The organism is Stenotrophomonas maltophilia group sp. RNC7 (assembly GCF_030910085.1).
GTDB lineage: Bacteria > Pseudomonadota > Gammaproteobacteria > Xanthomonadales > Xanthomonadaceae > Stenotrophomonas > Stenotrophomonas sepilia.
Window position 1 is genome coordinate 1 of record NZ_JAVFVN010000950.1, and the last position, 5,326, is coordinate 5,326.

The 5,326-nt window shown below is 68.3% G+C and carries 5 protein-coding genes; 3 read left to right on the forward strand and 2 right to left on the reverse strand.

Features of this window, described 5'->3' with window-relative positions; genetic code table 11:
• Window positions 1–187: 187 nt before the first annotated feature.
• Window positions 188–619 carry a YkgJ family cysteine cluster protein gene (locus RCF13_RS24730; RefSeq protein ID WP_134969504.1) on the reverse strand — a complete coding sequence of 144 codons (432 nt, stop codon included), beginning with the start codon at window positions 617–619 and terminating at the stop codon, window positions 188–190.
• Window positions 620–723: 104 nt separating this feature from the next.
• Here RCF13_RS24730 and oleC point away from each other — a divergent pair, with 104 nt between their 5' ends.
• From oleC to RCF13_RS24745, 3 genes are all read left to right on the forward strand, one after another.
• A complete protein-coding gene (gene oleC / locus RCF13_RS24735; RefSeq protein WP_231352454.1) occupies window positions 724–2,382 on the forward strand; it encodes an olefin beta-lactone synthetase in 1,659 nt (552 codons plus the stop codon).
• The gene (gene oleD / locus RCF13_RS24740; RefSeq protein ID WP_134968814.1) at window positions 2,379–3,371 is read left to right on the forward strand and encodes a 2-alkyl-3-oxoalkanoate reductase; all 993 of its coding nucleotides are present in this window, start codon (window positions 2,379–2,381) and stop codon (window positions 3,369–3,371) included. The genes oleC and oleD overlap by 4 nt, the downstream gene beginning before the upstream one ends.
• An 81-nt stretch (window positions 3,372–3,452) precedes the next feature.
• The gene (locus tag RCF13_RS24745) at window positions 3,453–3,608 is read left to right on the forward strand and encodes a DUF1328 domain-containing protein (RefSeq protein WP_005407633.1); all 156 of its coding nucleotides are present in this window, start codon (window positions 3,453–3,455) and stop codon (window positions 3,606–3,608) included.
• Between the two features lie 76 nt (window positions 3,609–3,684).
• Here the strand turns inward: RCF13_RS24745 and ddlA are convergent, their stop codons facing one another.
• The gene (gene ddlA / locus RCF13_RS24750) at window positions 3,685–4,779 is read right to left on the reverse strand and encodes a D-alanine--D-alanine ligase (RefSeq protein ID WP_134968813.1); all 1,095 of its coding nucleotides are present in this window, start codon (window positions 4,777–4,779) and stop codon (window positions 3,685–3,687) included.
• Window positions 4,780–5,326: the final 547 nt, after the last annotated feature.

Consider the following 5,326-nt stretch of genomic DNA (forward strand, 5'->3'; position numbering starts at 1 on the left):
TGCCGACCAACGGTCGGCACCCACCCATACCTTCCACTTGTGGGTGGCGACCCGTGGTGGGCACACCACACAGATAGGGTTTTTTTTCAGGAAAGCCCGGAGATGCGGTCCCACCCCCAAGTTCGTGTGTTACACCCCCAAATGGGTATGGTTGGGGGGGGGGCCCCCGGGGGGGCGCCACACCGGATTATGCGGCGACCGGTGCCTGCGGCGGCGAGGACGGGCTGTTGCCGTTGTCGTCCGGATGATCGTCGTCATTGTCGGCGTCATCGCGCCAACGCCAGTTGGCCGGCGTCAGCGGATCCAGGCCATAGGCAATGCGCGCCTTGTCGCACTGCGGGCTGGCCTTGCCGTATTCCCACGATGCATCCACCTCACGGCACACGCTGGGCCGGTTGGGGTGGATCGTGCAGCGTGAATACACGCCGATCTGCGCATCCAGCGCGACGCAGCGCACCGGCTTGGAATGGGTGCCGCGCATGCACAGGCGGTGCGGATCCAGCACCTCGGTGAGCTGATGCGGCACGCCGCCGGGGGTGACCTCGTCCGATTCCATCCAGTGGAAGGCCACGCGGTACTGGGTGCAGCAGGCGCCGCAGGTCATGCAGGGATGTTGCATGGGCAAGCCGCCTCGGGCGGCAGTCGGAATCAGGAACGAGGGAGCGGATTTTCCACGAAGTGGGCCGCCGCGCAAGAAATTCCGTAAGCGGCGACAATGAACGGATGAACCGACCCTGCAATATCGCCGCACGGCTGCCTGAACTGGCGCGTGAACGCCCCGACCAGATCGCCATCCGCTGCCCCGGCCGCCGCGGCGCCGGCAACGGCATGGCCGCCTACAATGTCACCCTCGATTACCGTCAGGTGGACGCCCGCAGTGATGCCATGGCCGCCGGCCTGGCCGGTTACGGGATTGGCCGCGGCGTGCGCACGGTGGTGATGGTGCGGCCTTCTCCGGAGTTCTTCCTGCTGATGTTCGCGCTGTTCAAGCTGGGCGCAGTGCCGGTGCTGGTCGATCCGGGCATCGACCGGCGCGCACTGAAGCAGTGCCTGGACGAGGCGCAGCCGCAGGCCTTCATCGGCATTCCGCTGGCGCATGTGGCGAGGCTGGTGCTGCGCTGGGCGCCGTCGGCCACCCGGCTGGTGACGGTCGGCCGCCGCCTCGGCTGGGGCGGCACCACGCTGGCCACGCTGGAGCGCGCTGGCGCCAGCGCTGGGCCGATGCTGGCCGACACCGATGGCGAGGACATGGCGGCGATCCTGTTCACCAGCGGCTCCACCGGCGTGCCCAAGGGCGTGGTCTACCGCCACCGCCACTTCGTCGGCCAGATCCAGTTGCTGGGCAGTGCCTTCGGCATGGAAGCGGGTGGGGTGGACCTGCCGACCTTCCCACCGTTCGCGCTGTTCGACCCGGCGTTGGGCCTGACTTCAGTGATCCCGGACATGGACCCGACGCGGCCGGCGCAGGCCGACCCGGGACGCCTGCACGATGCGATCCAGCGCTTCGGCGTGACCCAGCTGTTCGGCTCGCCAGCGCTGATGCGGGTGCTGGCCCGGCACGGGCGGCCACTGCCGACGGTGACCCGGGTGACCTCGGCCGGGGCACCGGTGCCGCCGGACGTGGTCGCCACCATCCGCAGCCTGCTGCCGGCCGATGCGCAGTTCTGGACCCCCTATGGCGCCACCGAGTGCCTGCCGGTGGCGGTGGTCGAAGGCCGCGAACTGGAGCGCACCCGTGCGGCGACCGAGGCCGGTGCCGGCACCTGCGTGGGCAGCGTGGTGGCCCCCAACGAGGTGCGCATCATCGCCATCGACGACGCACCGCTGCCGGACTGGTCGCAGGCGCGCGTGCTGGCGGTGGGTGAAGTGGGGGAAATCACCGTGGCCGGGCCGACCGCCACCGACAGCTACTTCAACCGACCGCAGGCCACCGCGGCGGCGAAGATCCGCGAGACGCTGGCCGACGGCAGCACCCGCGTGGTGCATCGCATGGGCGACGTCGGTTATTTCGATGTGCAGGGCCGCCTGTGGTTCTGCGGGCGCAAGACGCAACGCGTGGAAACCGCGCGCGGGCCGCTGTACACCGAGCAGGTCGAGCCGGTGTTCAACACCGTGGCCGGCGTGGCGCGCACGGCACTGGTCGGCGTCGGCGCCGCCGGCGCGCAGGTGCCGGTGCTGTGCGTGGAGCTGCAGCGCGGCCAGTCCGACAGCCCGGCGCTGCAGGAAGCGCTGCGTGCGCACGCAGCCGCCCGCCTGCCGGAGGCCGGCCTGCAGCACTTCCTGGTGCATCCGGCGTTCCCCGTCGATATCCGTCACAACGCCAAGATCGGCCGCGAAAAGCTCGCCGTCTGGGCCAGCGCCGAACTGGAGAAGCGCGCATGAAGATCCTGGTCACCGGTGGCGGTGGTTTCCTTGGGCAGGCGCTGTGCCGCGGGCTGGTCGAGCGTGGCCACCAGGTGCTGGCGTTCAACCGCAGTCATTACCCGGAACTGCAGGCGATGGGCGTGGGCCAGATCCGCGGTGATCTGGCCGATGCGCAGGCGGTGCTGCATGCGGTGGCCGGCGTCGATGCGGTGTTCCACAACGGCGCCAAGGCCGGCGCATGGGGCAGCTATGACAGCTACCACCAGGCCAACGTGGTCGGCACCGACAACGTCCTCGCTGCGTGCCGCGCGCATGGCATCACCCGGCTGGTCTACACCTCCACGCCCAGCGTGACCCATCGTGCCACCCATCCGGTGGAAGGCCTGGGGGCTGACGAGGTGCCGTACGGCGAAGATTTCCAGGCGCCGTATGCGGCCACCAAGGCGATCGCCGAACAGCGCGTGCTGGCCGCCAACGATGCAGCGTTGGCGACGGTGGCGCTGCGTCCGCGCCTGATCTGGGGCCCCGGTGACCAGCAGCTGGTGCCCAGGCTCGCCGAGCGTGCGCGGCAGGGACGCCTGCGCCTGGTCGGCGAAGGCAACAACAAGGTCGATACCACCTACATCGACAACGCCGCGCTGGCGCACTTCCTCGCCTTTGACGCCCTGGCACCGGGCGCTGCGTGTGCGGGCAAGGCCTACTTCATCTCCAACGGCGAGCCGTTGCCGATGCGCGAGCTGGTGAACAAGCTGTTGGCTGCGGTGGGTGCGCCATCCGTGGACAAGGCGATCAGCTTCAAGACCGCCTACCGCATCGGCGCCGTCTGCGAGCGGCTGTGGCCGCTGCTGCGCCTGCGCGGCGAGCCGCCGCTGACCCGCTTCCTGGCCGAGCAGCTGTGCACGCCGCACTGGTACAGCATGGAACCGGCGCGCCGTGACTTCGGCTACGTGCCGCAGGTCAGCATCGAAGAAGGGCTGCGCAGGCTGAAGGCTTCATCTGCTGCATAGATCGCCATCACTGGTTGCACACCGCAGGATCGGGAGGATGGACCCACGCCATCCAAGGCTCGACCACCCGCGAGGAGCGCCATGCTGCACTACGCCATCATCTTCTTTGTCATCGCCATCATCGCCGCCGTTCTGGGTTTCTCCGGAATTGCCGGCGCCGCAACGAACATCGCCTGGATCCTGTTCGTGGTGTTCCTGATCCTTGCGGTGATCTCGATGTTCCGCAAGCGAGGCTAGCTGGTAGTGCCGGCCGCTGGCCGGTATCGCTTTCCGCAGAGTCGAGCCATGCTCGACTCTGCGGGCGATAACAACGCTATACAGCGCTCTGCAGTTCGCGATCGGCTTCATGGCGCTCCAGCGCCAGCTCGATGAGGCGGGTGATCAGCGTGGTGTAGTCCACGCCGCTGGCACCCCACAGCTTCGGGTACATGCTGATGCGGGTGAAGCCGGGCAGCGTGTTGACCTCGTTGATGATGATGTCGCCGCCCGCGGTGAGGAACACATCCACGCGCGCCATGCCGGCACACTCCAGCGCCTGGTAGGCCCGCAGCGCGGTCTGCTGGATCCGCGCCTGGGTTGCGGCATCGATATCCGCGGGTACCACCACTTCGGCACCATCGGCGTTGATGTACTTGGTGGCGTAGGCGTAGAACTCGTCGTGCACCACCACCTCGCCGCACAGGCTGGCCTGCGGATGTTCGTTGCCCAGCACCGCGCACTCGATCTCGCGGCCGATCACCGCCGATTCCACCAGCACTTTGTGGTCGTAGCGCAGCGCCAAGGCCAGCGCTTCGGCAAAGCCCGCCGCATCCTTGACCTTGCTCACGCCTACCGACGAGCCTTGGTTGGCCGGCTTCACGAACAGCGGCAGGCCAAGCTGGGCGATCACCGCATCGACATCCACTTCCGCCACCTGCTGGCGGCGGATGCACAGCCACGGTGCCACCTGCAGCCCGGCGTCGCGCAGCAGGCGCTTGGTCACGTCCTTGTCCATCGCCACTGCCGAGCCCAGTACCGGCGAACCGACGAAGGGCAGGTTGGCCATGCGCAGCAGGCCCTGCAGCGCGCCGTCCTCGCCCAGCGGCCCGTGCACGATCGGCAGCACCACATCGATCTGCGCCAAGGCGCTGGCCGCATCGCACGGCTGCAGCTGCCCCTGCTCGGCGCCCGGGCGCACCACCAGCGACGTGCCGGACCGATGCAGCGCGATGCGCGAGGGATCTTCGGCATTGATCAGGAACGTCTCCGGCTGGCTCAGGTGCCACTGCCCCTGCTTGTCGATGCCGACCAGCACCGGCTCGAAGCGCTCGCGATCGAGCGCATCGAGGATGTTCTTCGCCGACTGCAGTGAAACTTCGTGCTCGGAAGACTTGCCCCCGAAGATGATGCCGACCCGGGTCCGTGCCATGGGGAATGCGATGTCCTGTGCGTTGCGTGACCCCATAGCATGAACCTTCATCGGCCTTCCGCGTGAGGCACAGATGAACCAGAAATCCATCCACGCATGGCGATCTACCGTGTCGACCAAGGTCGACACCCACCAACAACAGCAGGAACCTGTCGAACGCGGGGTGGGTCCGGTTGCGGGGGCGTGAGCCGCATGGGCCCGAGGCATGCCTCGGGCGGGTTGGGCAGGATGCCCAACCCCGGTCTTGCCGTGTGCGCAGGACAGCGCACACGAGCAAGCGGCGACCGAGCTTACATGGGTGAGGGCGCTTTGCTTGCGAAGCACTGCTTCGCAAGCGCCCGAACGCACAGCCGCCCGCGGCTGGGCCGGGCCCCGGAGGGGGACTTGCAGCGTCCCCCGCAACCGGACCCACCCCGCCATCCCACGGACAGCCCGCTTTTGATGTTGATCTTGCCGGCCAGCGGCCGGTGCCTCTGCGGGTGCCGGGCGGCAGCCCGGCCCAAGCCCCCCACCCACGCAGGTAGAATGCGCCCATGGCTCTTTCCCT